We start from the raw sequence: 17894 nt of genomic DNA, 5'->3' as shown, positions 1-17894 counted from the left end.
GCCTTTCAGGCAATTAGAATAGAGGTAAATAGCGAGTTAAAAAACCTCACCACCGGCATTACAGATGCGGCCGATGTGCTTGCTCCTCAGGGAAGGATAGGCGTTATCTCATTCCACTCCCTTGAAGACAGGATAGTAAAAAATGTATTCAAAACCTCTTCTCTGCTCATGACCATCACAAAAAAACCCATAAAAGCGGGACGGTCTGAGGTGAAACAAAATCCGCGTTCCAGGAGCGCCAAGCTCAGAGTAGCAGAGAGAGAATAAAAACCCGGGGGTTATGCATATGGAGAGGCTTTATGTCTCTGTGAAAGGCGAACCAACCTACAGAAGTTTGAGGTCCACCTTTTTAATTGTTTGCTTTTTTATCGGCTGCATTTTCGTGCTGTTTCTGGTGAAGGGGTCCAGTAACCAGCTCAGGGATGAACTGGTTGATCGGCTCATGAGAGAGCGGGAGACCATAGAAGCCAACAACAATCTGAAGATGGAGCTTTCCGTGATAACGCGGGCAAGATATCTTGAGTTTAAGGCAAAAGAAAGACTTGGATTAAAAAAACCGAAGGAAGAAGAGGTACTGGTATTGAGATGAAAAAAAAGGCTAATAGGAGGGCCTTTTTTGTCTGTGTTGTCATATGCTTGCTATATGCTTCGGTTGCTGCAAAAATTCCGGATAAATTATCCGTTAAAAGGATTTCTGAAGGGCAGAATTCCGGATCGAAAAGCATGAGTATGGCGAGTCAGGGCAACGCACATAAAACAATTGAAGAGGTTGAAGAGGTTGTTTCTGTAAAAACGCATGTAGCTGCGCATCACATTTCCCAAAAGGCGGAGCAACGCCCTATACCTGAGGAGGATCAGATTGAGCCGTCCCTTTTTATATCGGTTCCGCTTGTCTGTTTTGCCCTGAAGGAAGGGCTCATAGAAAAGGATGGGTTGATTTCCGCGAGCAGAGGCAGCAACAGTAATACTACCTGGAAGAAACCGCTCGATATATTGAAAGACAAGGACGAAGAAGGTTTAAAAAACCTCTCAAAGGCAATGGGAACAAAACATATGCTTAATTTTCTTAAAAAAGAAGATATTACCCTGAACAAAGAGCTCTCAGGGGAGGATATAGTCCTTGGAAAAGGATATTTCGTGGAAAAGAAGAAATTGCTGGCCACCTATAATAACCATGTCACTGAAGATTATAGCAGGCTCTTTCCATTTGTTGTAAGCGGCACAGGTATTGTGAAACACAACGGTAATTACACGTTCGTCCGTATGAAAACAGACACAAGGAGTCACTATGCGAAAGATGAGCAGGAGTGGCTGATGCCGAACCTGATTAACCTTCCCTCAAAGCTGGCCCTTGAAAAGCTCATTACCCATACGTCAAAGATTAAGATTATGGGAAGCGGTAACATAGCTGAACAATATCCAAGGCCGTTTGAGAGGATTCGAGGGGAAGCGGAATGTGTTATTTATGGGAAAACGTATAAATAAAAAAAAGGGTTAAGGGTTAAGGTAAAAGAGGCTTTTAGATGAGATTGTCAGAATTAATAAATGGACTGCCTGTAATGTTCACGAAGGGCGATATGGGCATAGAGGTGAAAGGGATTACAAAAGATTCCAGAAAGGTGAAGGAAGGGTACATGTTTTTCTCCACCGATAAAAGCGAAAAATATATTGAAGATGCAGTTGAAAAAGGGGCAGTTGCTGTGGTTGCGGACAGAGAACCCTCAAAGTCTTTTCAATGTTCAGTTGTTGTGAAAGATCCAAGAGAAACCCTCGGACAGGTAGCGTCAAGATTTTACGGTCTCCCTTCTGAAAAGCTCACCACGATAGGTATCACCGGGACAAACGGAAAGACAACGACAAGCTATCTCATTGAATCAATACTGAAATCCTCAGACAGGAAAGCGGGTCTCATAGGAACAATATCTTACAGATATGACGGGCGTACCATAAAGGCCGAAAATACGACCCCGGGCGCCGAGGAGTTACACGGGCTCCTCCACGATATGTGTGCAGCAAATATGGAATTTGTGGTGATGGAGGTATCGTCCCACGCCCTGGACCAGAAAAGGGTAGAGGGTATTAATTTCGATACAGCCATCTTAACGAACCTTACCCATGACCATCTTGACTATCATGGGGATTTTGAACATTACAGGGAAGCCAAAAGACTCTTTTTTAAGCATTATTTACCACAGAGCATGAAAGATGATAAATACGCCATATTGAATATGGATGATCCTTATATGGGCGAATTCGTTCCCGATGTACCCGTGAAGACCTTTTATTACAGCCTCTCAAAAAATACCCATGCATACCTCTCCGGTTACGTTGAAGACATAAACGGATTACGCCTTGAGTGTTTACTCATGGGTGAAAAATTCTCTATTACATCACCTATGATAGGTATCTTCAACGCCTCTAATATTCTTGCTGCCAGTCTTTTCGGGTACACAGCAAAAATACCCCGTGAAAACATCGTTGCAGGGATTGAGGCCTTAGAAGGTGTGCCCGGAAGGTTGGAACGGGCAAAAAACACGAAAGGCATTTCCGTATTCATCGATTATGCCCATACGCCGGATGCATTAAAGAAGGTGCTCGAGATGCTATGCCGCTTGAAACCGGGAAGACTGATCGTTGTCTTCGGGTGTGGGGGAGACAGGGACACAGCAAAAAGGCCAATTATGGGCAACATTGCTTCGCGCCTCGCAGACTTTTCTATTATAACAACGGACAACCCGAGGAGCGAAGACCCGGCAGGAATCATCGGTGCTATTACAAAGGGCTTTGAGGGAAATTCCTATAAGGTTGTGGAAAACAGGAAAGACGCTATTTTCGAAGGACTCAGGATGTCAAAGGATAATGATGTCCTCCTCATAGCCGGCAAGGGGCATGAGGATTACCAGATCATCGGGCATGAGGTATTTCACTTCAGTGACAGAGAGGTTGTTGAGGAGTTTTTCAATGTGGCACATTGACGAGATTGTAAAGGCGGTGAAAGGTACCCCTCTCAGTACAGGAAGGGAGTTCTTTACCGCAATTTCAACGGACTCCAGGAGTATCCAGGAGGGCGAACTTTTCATACCCCTTACCGGAAATAATTTTGATGGCCATGCCTTTATTCCGTTGGCATGTGATAAGTCCCAGGGCGGAAGCCTCTGTGAAAAGGGGCGGGAAGATATAGCAAAGAGTGCAAAAGGTACCATAATTCTCGTGGATAACACACTCCAGGCCCTTATCGACCTTGCAAAATACAAAAGAAGGCAGTCAAAAGCTAAATTTGTCGCCATTACCGGAAGCAACGGAAAGACCACGACAAAAGAAATACTCATCCATATTATAAAAAATAATGTTCCGGTTCATTACAATGAGAAAAATTACAATAACATCATCGGGGTATCAAAGAGTATCCTCTCCATGGAGGGGGCATCGGAGTTTTGTGTTTTTGAACTTGGAACGAACAGTAAGGGAGAAATCAGAACACTGGCCGAAATAACAGAACCGGATGTATCGCTCATTACGAATATCAACCCTTCGCACCTGGAGGGTCTTTTTGATCTTGACGGCGTCCTTGAAGAAAAGCTGAGCCTCTTCGAGGGTACAAAAGAAGGAGGGACAATCTTTGTGAACGCCGATGATCCCTATCTTTCAACCCGCTATAAAAATGGCACAAAACAGACCCTCAGTTCATTCGGGATTATTCACAGTGCGGACTTTAATCTTGCCATCATAGAGGATTTGGGCTGGAAGGGTTATAATATCAGCCTGAAACTCTCATCCGACACAATAAAAACAAAGACCGGTCTTCTGGGGATACACAACCTGTATAATGTCCTCGCTGCGGCATCTATTGCATATACGATCGACGCTGGCATAAATCATATCGCCAGGGCCATAGAATCGTTCGATTCCTATTCGATGCGGTTCCAGCCCGTTGAGTCCAGAAAAGGATATATGATTGTAAACGATACGTACAATGCAAACCCCTCTTCCATGCAATGGGCAATCAAGACGCTCCTTAACCTGCCATGCAGGGGAAAGAGAATAGTCATTCTCGGGGACATGAAAGAGCTTGGGAAAAACACCACTTACTACCATAAAGAGCTTGGCAGATTTTTAAGGGAGAACAGTATCCCCATGGTCGCATTGATGGGCGAACATGTAAAAGACACATTTCAGGAATTGGACAACACCAATACGAGGATATTTGATAGCAGACAACCGCTTATAGAGTACGTATCAAAACATGTTGAAAAGGGGGATGTGATACTCGTGAAAGGCTCAAGGGCATTAAAAATGGAAGAGATTGTGGAGGCGCTTATTTAAATGCTCTATTATCTTCTCTATCCGCTCCATACGACATTTTCAGCATTTAATGTATTCAGATATATTACCTTCAGGACCGTTCTCGCGATCCTCTCTGCCCTTATTATAAGCTTTTTTCTCACACCATATGCCATAAGGAAATTCCATGAATGGAAGATAAAGAGCGAAAAAAGGGAGGATGTTCCCGAAAGACACATTGAGAAACAGGGAACCCCCACAATGGGAGGGTTTGTAATCCTCGTCTCCACGATAATACCGACACTCTTGTGGTCGGATTTAAAGAATTCTTACATTTGGATTGTAACGTTTGCCTTACTCTCCTTCGGAGGTATTGGATTCATAGATGATATAAAGAAACTAAGAAGCCAAAAGAACGGCAAGGGTATCTCGGGAAGAACCAAGTTATTCCTTCAGGTCTTCTTCGCTATCCTCATAAGCGCTTTTCTGTATTCAAGGTCAGGTTTTATAACAGAACTTACCGTACCATTTTTTAAGAACATCACGCCGCACCTTGGTGTTTTTTATATAATCCTTGGTGTTTTCATCATAGTGGGGGCATCAAACGGGGTAAACCTCACCGATGGTCTCGACGGACTTGCCATTGGTCCTGTCCTCACCGTTTGCTCCACCTTCATGCTCTTTGCATATATTGCAGGTAATATAAAATTTGCCCAGTATCTCCAGATATTCTACGTGAAAGGCGCCGGCGAGCTTACCATACTGTGCGGGGCAATGATAGGTGCAGGTATTGGTTTCCTCTGGTATAATGCCTATCCGGCAGAGCTCTTCATGGGGGATACGGGATCGCTGTCACTGGGCGCATCGCTTGCGACGATTGCTGTCATCATAAAACAGGAAATCCTGCTCGTTATAGTTGGCGGGATCTTCGTAATGGAAACACTGTCTGTTATCATACAGGTGCTCTCCTTCAAGTGGAGGGGGAAAAGGGTTTTTCGAATGGCCCCGATACACCATCATTTTGAGCTGAAGGGATGGAATGAAGAAAAGATAGTAGTGAGGTTCTGGATTATATCGATCATACTGGCACTGATTGCGCTTAGCACGCTTAAGCTACGGTGACAAATGCGGCATTTAGCTATATTGGGGACATATGAATTTACCGGATAAAATATTAGTAGTCGGTCTTGGGGCAACAGGCATTGCGACTGCAAAATTTTTTGCCCGTCTGGGAAAGAAGGTTACCATTACTGATACAAAAAAAGAAGAGGACCTGATGGCCGCCTTGACAGACCTTAAGGACGTTCGGTTTGAGGGACATTTTGGCGGGCACAGGACGGATGATTTCCTCTCCCATCCATTAATTGTGATCAGCCCCGGCGTGAACAGCGAACTTCCGGAGCTTCAAGAGGCCCGAAAAAGGAACATTAAGGTAGTAGGCGAAATAGAGCTTGCCTCCACGTTCGTAAAGGAGCCCATCATCGCCATAACGGGGACAAACGGCAAGACAACGGTAACCTCGCTTTTGGGCGAGATATTTACAAGGGCATATGGTGATGTCTTTGTTGGGGGCAACATTGGGAATCCCCTCTTTAACTATGTGTTAGAAGGCAGGAAGGCAAAATATGTTATTCTTGAGGTCAGCAGTTTTCAGCTCGAAACGATTGAGACCTTCCACCCGATGACCTCAGTTCTACTGAATATCACAGAAGACCACCTGGACAGATACAGAAACTATGAGGAGTATATAACGGCAAAATACAGAATCTTTGAAAACCAGACAGAGATTGACCATGCAGTATTAAACGGAAACCTCAAAACCGCTTATGATATAAAAGCCAATAAGCTCTTTTTCACCACCTGCGAGACGCTGAATGAAGGCGCCTTCTTTGATAAGGGTAATATGTATGTGCGGTTGGGCGGCAGGGAATTTGTTTATAAAAGGAATTTATCTCCGCTTATCGGTATCCATAACACTGAAAACATCCTCTCAGCGCTTCTCGTTTCCCATATCTACGGCATCGGACAACAGGTTGTTGAAGAGGTTTTGAGAAACTTCAAGGGCCTTGCCCACAGGGTTGAGCCAATAAGGGAATTGAATGGTGTGAGATTCTATAATGACTCAAAGGCTACGAATGTGGATGCTACGCGCAGGGCATTAGAGAGTATTGAGGGGAAGGTGATCCTTATTGCCGGCGGAAAAGACAAGGGCGGAAGCTATAAGATCATTTCAGACCTTATGAATAAAGTGAAAGGCTTGATTCTCATCGGCGAGGCAAAGGAACGGATATCGGATGAACTGGGGGAATTTGCAAAGACCTATATGGAAAAAGACCTCAACAGTGCTGCAGAGAGGGCGTTCGAGATTGCCGACACAGGTGATATTGTCCTTTTCTCACCAATGTGCAGCAGTTTTGATATGTTCAAGGACTATAAAGAGAGGGGTAATATTTTTAAGAAGATAGTGGAGTCCATGTGAAGAAAGCATGTATCTATATACTTGCAGCGCTTCTCCTGTATAGCCTTTTCCGGGAGCTTACCCTCGTGAAGACGCTTTTGATATGTGCAGGCCTTGCAGCAGCTTATGGAATCTACCGTCTCCCGTCAAAATATGTCATGGCCATGAAATACCCCTTTATCCTGCTGTCATTTGCCGCCACTACGGGTCTTTTTTTCTATCCCACAGTAAAGTTACCGTACCCCCTTGATACGCTCGTTGTTTTTGTCTCCTTTTACAGCATCACCTTTTTTCTCATTGCTATGGATGAAAAAAAGAAAGACTTTGCAAAGGAGACAATGGCGCTATCAATACTTTTTCTCTCCCTTGCCTTCAATCTTTACATCATAGGAAAGACAATCTTCATACTCCCCATGGCCTTCACGGTCATGCTTTTCCTTTTTATCGTGGGGCGTAACCGTGCAATCCTTTTTATTGCGGGTTATACAGCCATCATTATAATTTTTTTCCTTGTTAAAGGTATCACCATTCTGGGAGGCGGGGTAAGGCTAAACGACATGGAACGGTATTTTCTGCTCATCACATCTTTCCTCTTTCTTGCTGTAAATCTTATCGATTTTGTAAAAAAGAATACCATGGGTAAACTGCTAACTTTTTTTGGCTTCCTGTACGTTGCTGTTGATATTGCAATGGTGCTGGGGTTCAAATTATCAATGGGGTTATTGTATCAACCGCTCATCGGCCTTTTTATTATTGCCCCGCTCATCGGTATCATGTTGAAAACTGAAGGAGAACGTGCATGAAGCTCTTAATCTCTGCCGGCGGAACAGGAGGTCATATCTTCCCGGGTATTGCTGTGGCAGAGACATTTGAGGCGAAAGAGGGTAAAAACAGCGTGGTCTTTATTGGCACAACATACGGCCTTGAAAGTAAAATTATCCCCCAATACGGGTTCAGGCTTCTATTTGCGGATGCCCGTCAATTTTTGGGGAGAAGCATTGTGTATAAGATGGCTACATTAATCCGCCTCATCCACGGTATATATACATGCATGGGGTTGATCAAAAAGGAAAAGCCCGACGCGATCCTCGGTATGGGAGGGTTCACCTCTGTACCGGTTGTGCTGGCAGGTTTTTTTCTTGGTGTACCGGGCTTTGTACACGAGCAAAATGCAGAACCCGGCCTTGCCAATAAAATGCTGTCAAAAGTTGCAAAATGCACTTTCACCAGCTTTGAGGAATCAAAACAGTATCTCAAGGGCAGTAAAGTCTATCATACAGGAAACCCTGTGAGAAAAAGGCTGAAGACCAGCCATGAATCGAAGGCAGATGATACCTTTGCAGTATTCGTTTTCGGGGGTAGCAGGGGGGCGCGAAGCATCAATGAGGCTATACTCACACTCCTGCCGTATATGGAAAGTTATAAAAATTCCATCATGTATCACCAGACCGGCTCAGAAGATTATGAGCGGATCTTTGAGGCATACAAAAAGACGGGCATAAAGTATGAGGTTTTTCCTTTTACCGATAATATGGGAAAATACTATACCCTTTCCGATGTGGTTATCTCGAGAGCAGGGGCATCGACGATTTTCGAACTCGCCTATTTTAAAAAGGCTGCCATCCTTATCCCGTACCCCTTTTCCGCTGGCCAGCACCAGTGGAAAAATGCGTACCACGTGGAAAGTATCGGTGGCGGGTATGTGATTGGCAATGATGAGGCAACCGGCGAAAGACTCCATGAAGTGATAAGGCATCTCATGAATGAACGTGTTTTGCTGAAGCAGATGGGTGAAAACCTTGGTAAGCTTTACGTGGATGATGCTGAGGAGCGGATTATTGGACATATTTACGAAAATGTTGGAGCAAAACATTAGGGGTCAAGGATCCCCTTTACTCAGAGGATTGATATGGTTTTTCATAAAATAGAGAGAATACATTTTGTAGGTATCGGTGGTATAGGGATGAGTGGTATCGCTGAGGTCCTTTTGAACCTTGGTTTCACTGTTACAGGGTCGGACCTGAGGAAGACAGACACAACAGACAGGCTCGAAAAACTCGGGGCAAAAATACTTTTCGGACACAAAAAAGAAAATGTTCAGGATGTGGATGTGGTGGTCATATCATCGGCGGTAAAGCAGGATAACCCTGAAATCCAAAGGGCTAAGGAATTTTTTATTCCTGTTATCCAAAGGGCTGAAATGCTTGCCGAACTGATGAGGATGAAATTCAGCATCGCTGTGGCAGGCTCCCACGGTAAGACAACGACAACATCCATCGTCTCCACGATTCTCGGCCATGCAGGGATGGATCCCACGTGTGTGATAGGCGGGAAATTAAACAGTCTCGGCAGTAATGCAAAGTTGGGTGACAGCCGGTATCTCGTTGCAGAGGCTGATGAAAGCGACGGTACATTCCTCCTCCTCTACCCCACTATCGCGGTGGTAACCAATATAGACATGGAGCACCTTGATTTCTACAAAGATATGAATGAAATAAAGTCTGCTTTCCTCGCGTTTCTCAATAAGGTACCATTTTACGGGCTCGATATTATCTGCATCGATAACCCGAACCTTCAGGCCCTTATCCCTTATTTAAAGAGAAGGTACATGACATATGGTTTCTCGAAACAGGCCGACTTGAGGGCAAAAAACGTTGTATATGAAGGGTTTGAAACGAGATTTAAAGTCCTCTATAAAGAGGAAGATCTTGGTGAAGTGGTGGCATCCCTCCAGGGATCACATAACGTAGCCAATGCCCTTGCTGCCTGTGGGGTTGGTATAGAACTTGACATACCATTCCAGACGATTCGGGAAGCCATGAAGACCTTCTCGGGCATACAGAGACGGCTCGAAATAAAATGGAGCGGCGATATAACCCTCATTGACGACTACGGTCATCATCCTACCGAGATAAGGGCTACGCTTTCGGCAATACGAAACATGGGGAAGGGAAGGGTTATTGTGGCCTTTCAGCCGCACAGGTATACAAGAACAAAGGCCCTCATGGATGAATTCATTACTTCATTCAATGAGGCTGATATCCTTATCGTCACAGAAATTTATCCTGCCTCTGAAGAAAAGATCGAAGGCATAACCGGCATGTTCCTTTCGGAGAGGATCAGGACGAGCGGTCATAAACATGTGATCTTTGCTCCAACGAAGGAGGATGCGAGGGATCGAATTTTAGAAATTGCCCGCAGTGGGGATGTGGTTGTTGCCCTCGGCGCAGGTGATATTAATAAGATATGTGAAAAACTCAAAGAAGAATGGAAAACAAAAGCAGGAGAATAAACGGTGCAGAAACCGGAAAAATGGGGAATAAAAGGGGCGGTATTACAGAACGTCCTTATGAAACGATACACCTCCATGAGGGTGGGCGGCCCTGTCAGCTATCTGATTTATCCATTAAACGAAGGGGATTTATTAAATACGATAAGGGTTTTACAAAATGAGCATATCAAATACCGGTTTGTTGGTAACGCTACGAACATTATTGTCAACGATAGAGGTCTTGGAGAAGCGGTGGTAAGGATAACGAGAATGCGGTCCTCTCAGCATAAAAAGGTAAAGGATGGCGCCCTTGTTGATGTTTCAGGAGGGGTTTCCCTGAAGGGGTTTATTAAAGATAATGCCCAAAAAGGGCTTGCGGGGCTTGAAAGACTTTACTGGATACCGGGTACCGTAGGCGGTGGGATTAAAATGAATGCAGGAAGTTTTGGTGCCTCTATTTCAGATGTTTTAGAGAAGGTACGCATTGTGGATAATAATGGAAAAATAACCCCTCTCGCAAAAAAGGATATATCGTTTGACTACAGGACATCACCGGTAAAACCCTCTGAATGCATAGTGAGCGCTACCTTTTACTTGAAAAACAGGGATAAAAAGGAAATCGCCGCTGATATGGAGTATGTCTATACAGAAAGAAGGAAACGACACCCCATGGAGTATCCTTCGTCGGGTTCCATCTTTAAAAGCGTCAACGGGGAGTCTGCATGGCAGTTTGTTGAAAAGGCGGGGTTAAGGGGTTTCAGGATAGGCGATGCCTGTGTGTCGGAGAAACATACTAATTTCATTGTAAACGCAGGTCATGCAACAGCACAGGATATAAAGATGCTCATTGATACAATAAAAAAAGAGGTGTTTGAAAAAATTGGTGTTTTGCTGAGCGAAGAGGTTGAACTCTGGGGGTTTGATGAATAGGGCAGCGCATAGTGAAACGTGAACGGTAAATTATGACCAAAAGCGGCAAAAACATACGGGATAAAAAGATCGGCGTGCTGATGGGCGGGAAATCCTCTGAAAGGGAAATCTCCCTGAAAAGTGGCAGCGCTGTACTCCAGAGCTTGCTGAGAAGCGGGTATAAAGCGGTGGGGATAGACGTAAACATTGATCTTGTGGACAGGTTGCAGAAAGAAAGGGTTGAAGTGGCATTTATTGCCCTTCACGGAAAATGGGGTGAAGACGGTACTGTCCAGGGGCTTCTCGAAATGGTTGGCATCCCCTATACAGGCTCAGGCGTCCTCGGCTCATCGATCTCGCTTGACAAGGTGCTGATGAAACTTATTCTTAGTGGTTTAAGGCTCCCCACTCCGGCATATGTTATCTGTAACAGTGCGAAGACCCCGAAGTTCCCTGTTCCTTTTGTTGTGAAACCTGCGAACGAAGGCTCCACCATCGGTATATCCGTTGTGCGCAAGAGGGGAGAGGCAGCGAAGGCCATCGAACAGGCATTGAAATATGATAAAAAGGTTTTGATCGAGAGATATATCGAAGGTTATGAGATAACGGTAGGGATAGTGAACAGAGAGATCCTCCCTGTCATCCAGGTAAAACCATTAAAAGGGTTTTATGATTTTGAGTCAAAATATACAAAGGGCATGACAGAATATATTGTTCCTGCCCGGATAGCGAAACCTGTGGAGAAAAGCGCGCAAGTTTTTGCATCCGAAGTATACAAGGCCTTTGAGCTTTCCGGTTGTGCAAGGGTCGACATGATTGTGGATAATGGTGTGCCTCAGGTGATAGATATTAATACATCACCGGGCATGACCGAAACGTCATTGGTGCCCAAGGCATGGGCTTGCCTGGGGAAAACATTCGACGAACTTGTGGAAGAGATAGTAAAAGGAGCCTCCTTAAAGACATGAAAAAGATTCTTTCCATGTGTTTTATCATACCTGTGTGCATACTGTCCATGCTCACGCTGGTGTACATATTATCTAAAGATGAGCCTTTTTTCTTCATAAAAAACATAAAAATCAACGGAAATGAGCAGTTAAAAGACGGGGATATTATGGGCAGGATAACCCCCTATTTAAAAGAGAGTCTCTTTAGCGTTGACGCTTCGAAGATGCGGGAAGCCATTATTTCACACCCCTTTGTCCGGGAGGTAAGGATAAAGAGGATTTACCCCTTTTCCATTATTATCGATGTGAAAGAAAAGAAGCCCTCCGCCCTGTGGGTAAATACCGGCGGAGAAGTAAATGTTCTTGATGAAAATGGAGAGCCTTACAAGCAACTCGCAAGAAGCGACATCAGAGGAATGTTCATTATCAATGCAAAAGAGAAGACGGACGTTAAGAGCCTTTACAAGGAAGTCAATGCCTGGTTTACTGAAGGGGTAATAAAAAAAGACGCTGTATCCGAAGTGGCGTATAACGATGGAAACATCACCATTTTCGGTATGGGCGATGGGGTAGAGATCATACTCGGTAAGGAAGACCAGAAGGAACGTTTGAAAAGGGCGGTTGCCGTTCTCGAAGATGCAAAAAAGAGGGGTCTTCTCATTAAGTGTATCGATGCGAGATTCGAAAGAGGCGCAATCATCCAGGAAAGGAAGGGGTAAGATGGTGAGAGAAGACGAACTGCTGGTAGGCCTTGATGTAGGGACTACGAAGATATGCGTTGTTGTGGGAAAAATCGCAGAAGGAAAGGTTAATATCATAGGCATTGGGTCCCATCCTTCCACAGGTTTACGAAAAGGTGTTGTTGTAAATATGGACAGCACTGTTAATTCAATCAGAAAGGCCGTTGAAGAGGCGGAATTGATGGCGGGCATAAAGATCGAATCCTGTATGGCAGGGATTGGCGGCGCCCACATTAAAAGCTTCAACAGTAACGGTGTTGTGGCCATCAAAGAAAAGGAAGTAAAACTTGACGATATCACGAGGGCAATCGATGCAGCAAAGGCAGTGGCTATCCCTGCAGACAGGGAGATTCTCCACGTTATACCTCAGGAATTCATTGTTGATGACCAGGATGGAATCAGGGACCCCATAGGGATTACCGGGGTCAGGCTCGAAGTTAAGGTACACATCGTTACAGGCAGTGTTTCATCGGCACAGAATATTATTAAATGCTGCAGGCTCGGAGGGTTGTCAGTGGATGACATTATTCTCGGACAGCTTGCTTCGGCAGAGGCAGTATTAACGCCCGAGGAAAAAGAGATTGGCGTTGGTCTTGTCGATATCGGTGGCGGCACATGTGACCTTGCAGTATTTATAAACGGAAGCATCAAATATACGTCTGTTTTGCCCTTTGGAGGAAACAATATCACAAACGACATCGCCATAGGCCTGAGGACCCCCCTCGACGATGCGGAAAAGATCAAGAAAAAATACGGTTGTGCTTTCTCAAACATGATTGGATCCAACGAAACAATTGAGGTTCCCAGTGTTGGAGGCCGGAAACCCAGGACTCTTATGCGCAAGACGCTTGCAGACATAATAGAACCAAGGGTTGAAGAAATCGCATCAATGATTTACGATGAGATTAAGAAATCAGGATCAGAAAAACTCCTCGCATCAGGTGTGGTGCTCACGGGGGGATGTGCAAACCTTGAGGGCATCCCCGAGCTGGCTGAAAATATTTTTAATCTGCCTACGAGGAGAGGGTCTCCCATGGGTGTCGGCGGCCTCGTAGATGTGGTGAATAACCCTATTTATGCAACAGGGGTAGGGCTTCTCATTTATGGTTTTAAAAACGTGAAGGTTAAGAAAGGGCGGTACGAAGGGAGAAAAAAGTTTAAGAAGCTGGTGGATAGTAAAAAATTACTCAACAGAATGAGAGAATGGTTTAAAGAAATCTTTTAGGGAGGTGTGGGATGAGCAAAATGTTTTACATGGACGAGAGTAGCGGGTTTTCGGCAAAATTAAAGGTTGTTGGTATCGGTGGTGGTGGATGTAATGCATTAAACAATATGGTTGATGCCAACGTTCAGGGGGTCGAATTTATAGCGGTTAATACCGATATAAAATCACTGAGCATGTGCAAGTCGCCGGTAAAAATTCAGATCGGGAGCAAACTCACCAGAGGTCTTGGTGCAGGTGCAGATCCTGAAGTTGGGAAGAAAGCGGCACAGGAGGATATTGACAAGATCACAGAGCATTTGAAAGGCTCCGATATGGTTTTTATCACATGCGGCCTCGGAGGCGGGACGGGCACAGGTGCATCTACGGTAATTTCTGAGATATCAAAAGAGCTTGGCGCCCTCACCGTGGCAATTGTTACAAAGCCCTTTGCCTTTGAGGGAAAGGACAGGATGGTCCAGGCTGAGCAAGGTGTTACCCAGCTCAAAACGCGGGTAGACTCGCTGATTACTATCCCGAATCAGCGGCTTCTGTCTATTGGCGGTAAGCATATGACCATTATGGAGGCCTTTTTGAAGGCAGACGAGGTGCTTCTCAATGCCGTGCGGAGTATATCAGACCTTATCGTGGGTTCCGGCCATGTTGTCGTTGATTTTGCCGATGTAAAAACAATTATGAGCGAGAGGGGAATGGCCATTATGGGTATTGGTGAGGCATCCGGAGAAAGCAGGGCCCGTGAAGCTGCCCAGAAGGCCATATCGAGTCCGCTCCTCGAAGACATCTCAATCCATGGTGCAAGGGGCGTTCTGATTAACGTAACGGGAAATAAAGACATGACACTCCATGAAGTTCACGAAGCCTCATCATTAATACAGGAACAGGCGCACGAAGATGCAAAGATCATTTGGGGACTCGTTTATGATGATGCCATGGATGATGCCATGAGGATAACGGTAATTGCCACCGGTTTTGAAGAAAGGGCTGTTGTTGATGAGGATACGGTTCCAGATTTACGCAGAAGCGGGCTTTTCGAGGATCAGGAGGTGCCACCTTTTATAAAGAAAAAGGTTGTCATTGATTATAAAGAGATAAAAGCAAAAAGTGACAATGTTGATATCGATGACGACAGATACGATATCCCCACGTTTTTGAGAAAACAGGCGGACTGATCCAGTACAGAAGGTAAGCTTAAACCCTGTGCGTCACCAATCTCCGGATAAATTCAACAAGGGCGGGTTGACCCGCAGGGAACTCCTTTCCTCGGAAAAAGGAACAATTCATAAAAAATGGGGCGGCAAGATACCGGTTTGCGTGGTCTTCCCGAACGCTTACTATATCGGCATGTCGAACCTTTCCACCCAGATCCTCTATAAAACACTCAACGATACGCCTGAAATTGTGTGCGAAAGGTGTTTTTTTGATGAAAATAGCGGCATTATTTCATTAGAAAGCGGCCGGGCGCTCTCATCTTTCCGCATAGTTTTCTTTACTGTTTCCTATGAGCTTGACTATGTAAATATTGTAAAAATATTACGATCTTCAAATATTACACTTCATGCTACTGAACGGGGAGAGGACGAACCGGTCATCGTTGCCGGCGGTATCTGCGTGATGTCCAACCCGGAACCCATTCATTGTTTTTTCGACCTCTTTCTGATGGGGGACATTGAGGCCACCGTACCCGACTTTATGGAAAGGTATATGGCGCTAAGAGAAAAAAAACGCGATGACGTTCTGAATGAACTGAGCGCCTTCCCGTGGGTGTACAACCCGAAACAATTGAGTGTGCAATACGGTGATGACGGTACCATACAGACATTCATTCCGGCATCCTTTTCTGTAACCCCCCGGCATTATAAGGGGAAACACCTCGGCACATCCGCTGTTATCGCGGAGGAAACAGAATTTTCCAACATGTTACTCGTGGAGGGCACACGGGGTTGTCCCTCGCAATGCCCTTTCTGCCTCCTGGGCAATACATATAGATTCAGTTATGACAGCATCGTTCCACTTACAACCCGGGCCGACGATGTTGGTATTATCGGTGGCGGTGTTTCTTTCCATCCCTCCATAGTGAATATTGTAAAGGAACTGAAAGCTGCCGGAAAACGTGTCCACTTCCCGTCACTTAGAATTGATGAAACCCCCCTTTCCCTCATTGAGCTCATGGAGGATGAAATCAAAACACTCACTTTCGGCATTGAAGCAGGCACGGAAAAATTGCGCCAATCCATAGGGAAACCCCTCACAGATGAAGCGCTGTTTGCAAAAATGGACAGCATCCTCGCCATAAAGCCCTTTAATCTGAAATTATACTTTATGATCGGCCTCTACGGTGAGACCCTGAGTGACATTGAAGGTATTGTAAATCTGGTTAAACATGTAAAACACATTATGGTGAAAAGAGGGGCGAAAAGGGGGTTTGTGGGGAGTATTACCGTCCATGCGAGCCCCTTTGTCCCGAAACCATCCACGCCATTCCAGTGGCTGCCCATGCAGGATATGGGAGAACTGAAGAACAAAATAGGCTGGCTGAAGAGAGAACTCGGGAAGGCTGATAATACCTATTTTACCCACGAATCGCTGAAGTACAGTTTTCTTCAGGGAGTGCTGTCCCGGGGAGACAGAAGGTTGAACGATTTGATCGTTCGCCTGGCCAGAGAAGAAAGTTTTTCCCGTATCATGAAGGAGAGCCCTGTAAATTTGAATTTCTATGTGTTACGCGAGCGAGGGCAGAATGAAATATTTCCATGGGATTTCATGGCCGGCAAAACCCCGAAAAAGAAACTTTATGAGAGATATATAACATCGTTGGGTCTTTAATCCCTGATTTGCATTCAAGGACAAATATCATGCAGCAATGGATTGTCCTCATCGTCCAAAATCCTATAGCCTCTATTGGTTTTATTCACTGTAGAGCGTCCTGCAAGGGCTGCTTGACACATATAACTTCATGTGCTATTACTGCAAACAAGGGACACTCATAGCCAGATATGGCATGAAGCCCGCAGCAACCTTGCGAGGCGGAATAAAGATGAAACCCGTGATGTTTTTGCGAGCTAATCAACTCTGGGTGTCCCTTGTTTCACACATTGCTTACCTTTCTCAGTCCTTTTAAAAGAAACTCCATCTATTTTGATATTTGTTGCTTAGTTTTACGAACCTTCTTGTGGATAATTTGGAAAACGTAGCCATCACCTGCTGACGTTGAAGGCGATACTGCCAACACACATAAAGAATGCCAACTGAAAGCGAGAGCAGTGTATTTTTAAGCCCTTTACATTTTCAAAAAAGACTTGACTTCCTTATCCTCAAGGTTATATAGATATATTATGACATAGTAAAAACTTACAATTGAATATTTGAATGGGTTCAGAGATGCTTCATGTCTCTGGAGGTAAATATATCGGATGGTCGGGCCGCCACCTGAAGCAATGTCTTCAGGTAGTGGCTTTTTTTATTGGGTATTTATGCTATAGAGAAAACTTACAATTGAATATCTGAATGGGTTCAGAGATGCTTCATGTCTCTGGAGGTAAATATATCGGATGGTCGGGCCGCCACCTGAAGCAATGTCTTCAGGTAGTGGCTTTTTTTATTGGTAGTTTTCAAATAAATTAACGGGAGGTTTTTATGTGTAGAGGAAAAGGAGTTTTGACCATTGTTATAACTGTTGTCTGTTTTTTTGTTACTTTGACGGTTCTTTACGGGTTTGATGAAAAGCAGGTTCAGGCCCTGAAGAAAACAAACAACTGCAAGAAGTGTGACCTTTCAGGGGCAAAATTGAATAATCTGGATATGAGTTACACCGATCTCTCTTCCGCAAATTTATCCGGGGCTGACCTATCGAATTCAACCTTATTTGGCGGAAACCTCTCCAAGGCTAATCTGTCCGGCGCTAATCTATCCGGCGCTAATCTCTTTGAAGCCAATCTGTCCGGTGCCGATGTGTCCAAGGCAAACTTTAGCAAGACCTACTTTGATCAGGCAACGTGGACCAATGGCAAGAGATGCAAGGTCGGTTCAGTCGGAGAGTGTAAATAGTAAGCTTTTGTATCAGCAGCCC

Annotated in this window: 17 protein-coding genes; all 17 read left to right on the top strand. The window is 44.8% G+C overall.

All coding sequences use genetic code 11. The features are described from left to right. Positions 1-267 (top strand): 16S rRNA (cytosine(1402)-N(4))-methyltransferase (gene mraW / locus NTX75_16570; protein ID MCX5817829.1); only part of this gene is annotated, 267 nt, incomplete at its 5' end. A 19-nt stretch (positions 268-286) separates the two neighbouring features. Continuing rightward, positions 287-589, top strand: coding sequence for a hypothetical protein (locus NTX75_16565; GenBank protein MCX5817828.1), 303 nt, complete (start codon positions 287-289; stop codon positions 587-589). Then, positions 586-1485 carry a hypothetical protein gene (locus tag NTX75_16560; protein ID MCX5817827.1) on the top strand — a complete coding sequence of 300 codons (900 nt, stop codon included), beginning with the start codon at positions 586-588 and terminating at the stop codon, positions 1483-1485. Before NTX75_16565 ends, NTX75_16560 begins: the two co-directional genes overlap by 4 nt. Before the next feature lie 38 nt (positions 1486-1523). After that, positions 1524-2975, top strand: a complete 1452-nt coding sequence (locus NTX75_16555; GenBank protein MCX5817826.1) for a UDP-N-acetylmuramoyl-L-alanyl-D-glutamate--2,6-diaminopimelate ligase — start codon at positions 1524-1526, stop codon at positions 2973-2975. Then, positions 2962-4323, top strand: a complete 1362-nt coding sequence (locus NTX75_16550) for a UDP-N-acetylmuramoyl-tripeptide--D-alanyl-D-alanine ligase (protein ID MCX5817825.1) — start codon at positions 2962-2964, stop codon at positions 4321-4323. The genes NTX75_16555 and NTX75_16550 overlap by 14 nt, the downstream gene beginning before the upstream one ends. Continuing rightward, positions 4324-5403, top strand: a complete 1080-nt coding sequence (gene mraY / locus NTX75_16545; GenBank protein ID MCX5817824.1) for a phospho-N-acetylmuramoyl-pentapeptide-transferase — start codon at positions 4324-4326, stop codon at positions 5401-5403. A 31-nt stretch (positions 5404-5434) separates the two neighbouring features. After that, a complete protein-coding gene (murD, locus tag NTX75_16540) occupies positions 5435-6760 on the top strand; it encodes a UDP-N-acetylmuramoyl-L-alanine--D-glutamate ligase (GenBank protein MCX5817823.1) in 1326 nt (441 codons plus the stop codon). After that, the gene (locus NTX75_16535) at positions 6757-7542 is read left to right on the top strand and encodes a hypothetical protein (protein MCX5817822.1); all 786 of its coding nucleotides are present in this window, start codon (positions 6757-6759) and stop codon (positions 7540-7542) included. Before murD ends, NTX75_16535 begins: the two co-directional genes overlap by 4 nt. Then, a complete protein-coding gene (murG, locus tag NTX75_16530; GenBank protein ID MCX5817821.1) occupies positions 7539-8615 on the top strand; it encodes an undecaprenyldiphospho-muramoylpentapeptide beta-N-acetylglucosaminyltransferase in 1077 nt (358 codons plus the stop codon). The genes NTX75_16535 and murG overlap by 4 nt, the downstream gene beginning before the upstream one ends. A gap of 33 nt (positions 8616-8648) precedes the next feature. Beyond that, positions 8649-10031, top strand: a complete 1383-nt coding sequence (gene murC, locus NTX75_16525) for a UDP-N-acetylmuramate--L-alanine ligase (GenBank protein MCX5817820.1) — start codon at positions 8649-8651, stop codon at positions 10029-10031. A gap of 3 nt (positions 10032-10034) precedes the next feature. Then, positions 10035-10940, top strand: coding sequence for a UDP-N-acetylmuramate dehydrogenase (gene murB / locus NTX75_16520; protein ID MCX5817819.1), 906 nt, complete (start codon positions 10035-10037; stop codon positions 10938-10940). Positions 10941-10972: 32 nt separating this feature from the next. Then, positions 10973-11887: a D-alanine--D-alanine ligase gene (locus tag NTX75_16515; protein MCX5817818.1), complete on the top strand. Its 915-nt coding sequence runs from the start codon at positions 10973-10975 to the stop codon at positions 11885-11887. After that, the gene (locus NTX75_16510) at positions 11884-12585 is read left to right on the top strand and encodes an FtsQ-type POTRA domain-containing protein (GenBank protein ID MCX5817817.1); all 702 of its coding nucleotides are present in this window, start codon (positions 11884-11886) and stop codon (positions 12583-12585) included. The genes NTX75_16515 and NTX75_16510 overlap by 4 nt, the downstream gene beginning before the upstream one ends. A 1-nt stretch (position 12586) precedes the next feature. Beyond that, positions 12587-13831 carry a cell division protein FtsA gene (gene ftsA / locus NTX75_16505; GenBank protein ID MCX5817816.1) on the top strand — a complete coding sequence of 415 codons (1245 nt, stop codon included), beginning with the start codon at positions 12587-12589 and terminating at the stop codon, positions 13829-13831. Between the two features lie 20 nt (positions 13832-13851). After that, positions 13852-14997: a cell division protein FtsZ gene (gene ftsZ / locus NTX75_16500; protein ID MCX5817815.1), complete on the top strand. Its 1146-nt coding sequence runs from the start codon at positions 13852-13854 to the stop codon at positions 14995-14997. Between the two features lie 28 nt (positions 14998-15025). Next, positions 15026-16651 (top strand): radical SAM protein, encoded by a 1626-nt coding sequence (locus NTX75_16495; GenBank protein ID MCX5817814.1) that lies wholly within the window; start codon positions 15026-15028, stop codon positions 16649-16651. 810 nt (positions 16652-17461) lie between these two features. After that, positions 17462-17872, top strand: coding sequence for a pentapeptide repeat-containing protein (locus tag NTX75_16490; protein MCX5817813.1), 411 nt, complete (start codon positions 17462-17464; stop codon positions 17870-17872). Positions 17873-17894: the final 22 nt, after the last annotated feature.

Source organism: Pseudomonadota bacterium (assembly GCA_026388315.1).
Taxonomy (GTDB): domain Bacteria; phylum Desulfobacterota; class Syntrophorhabdia; order Syntrophorhabdales; family Syntrophorhabdaceae; genus MWEV01.
This window is presented reverse-complemented; position numbering and strand designations above follow the sequence as displayed.

Coding starts and splice junctions, on each gene's coding strand:
- NTX75_16565 (MCX5817828.1), top strand. CDS start 287: ATGGAGAGGCTTTATGTCTCTGTGAAAGGCGAACCAACCTACAGAAGT.
- NTX75_16560 (MCX5817827.1), top strand. CDS start 586: ATGAAAAAAAAGGCTAATAGGAGGGCCTTTTTTGTCTGTGTTGTCATA.
- NTX75_16555 (MCX5817826.1), top strand. CDS start 1,524: ATGAGATTGTCAGAATTAATAAATGGACTGCCTGTAATGTTCACGAAG.
- NTX75_16550 (MCX5817825.1), top strand. CDS start 2,962: ATGTGGCACATTGACGAGATTGTAAAGGCGGTGAAAGGTACCCCTCTC.
- mraY (MCX5817824.1), top strand. CDS start 4,324: ATGCTCTATTATCTTCTCTATCCGCTCCATACGACATTTTCAGCATTT.
- murD (MCX5817823.1), top strand. CDS start 5,435: ATGAATTTACCGGATAAAATATTAGTAGTCGGTCTTGGGGCAACAGGC.
- murG (MCX5817821.1), top strand. CDS start 7,539: ATGAAGCTCTTAATCTCTGCCGGCGGAACAGGAGGTCATATCTTCCCG.
- murC (MCX5817820.1), top strand. CDS start 8,649: ATGGTTTTTCATAAAATAGAGAGAATACATTTTGTAGGTATCGGTGGT.
- NTX75_16515 (MCX5817818.1), top strand. CDS start 10,973: ATGACCAAAAGCGGCAAAAACATACGGGATAAAAAGATCGGCGTGCTG.
- NTX75_16510 (MCX5817817.1), top strand. CDS start 11,884: ATGAAAAAGATTCTTTCCATGTGTTTTATCATACCTGTGTGCATACTG.
- ftsA (MCX5817816.1), top strand. CDS start 12,587: ATGGTGAGAGAAGACGAACTGCTGGTAGGCCTTGATGTAGGGACTACG.
- ftsZ (MCX5817815.1), top strand. CDS start 13,852: ATGTTTTACATGGACGAGAGTAGCGGGTTTTCGGCAAAATTAAAGGTT.
- NTX75_16490 (MCX5817813.1), top strand. CDS start 17,462: ATGTGTAGAGGAAAAGGAGTTTTGACCATTGTTATAACTGTTGTCTGT.